The 461-nt window shown below is 36.9% G+C and carries 1 protein-coding gene; it reads left to right on the forward strand.

All coding sequences use genetic code 11. The annotated features are described in order from the left end of the window. A partial coding sequence (locus tag CQA62_RS06820) for an esterase/lipase family protein (RefSeq protein ID WP_115585147.1) occupies positions 1-461 on the forward strand: 461 nt, incomplete at both ends.

Here is a 461-nt window from a genome sequence, read left to right on the forward strand (position 1 = left end):
GAGGTGGAGTATTAAGAGAGGGGAATAGTTATAATGCTAGGGCATATTTAGGAGAGTGGGAAGGGAGAGGGGAGAGGGAGAATCTTACGATATTTGTTCATGGAACTTGGTCTAATCCTTCAACTTTTACAAGAGATTTCAAAAAAGCAGTGGCTCAAACTCTTAATGATGATAATCAAAAAAACTTCTCTTGGAATGGAGATAATGATGTGGAAGAGAGAAAGAAAGCAGGAGCAGAACTTGCAGAAATGATAAGAGATGAGATTAAGAATCTCAAAGAGGGAGAAAAGGTTACTCTTATTGCTCACTCACATGGAGGAAATGTAGTCAAATATGCTTCACAACAGTTAAGTAAAGGAGAGCTAGATAGAGTTATATTTCTAGCTACACCTCATAGAAGTGATGCAAAGTTTAATCAAACTTCATTAAGTAAAGGAGGAAAGGTTGTGAATGTGTATGAT

The organism is Helicobacter cholecystus, from assembly GCF_003364215.1.
Lineage (GTDB): Bacteria > Campylobacterota > Campylobacteria > Campylobacterales > Helicobacteraceae > Helicobacter_G > Helicobacter_G cholecystus.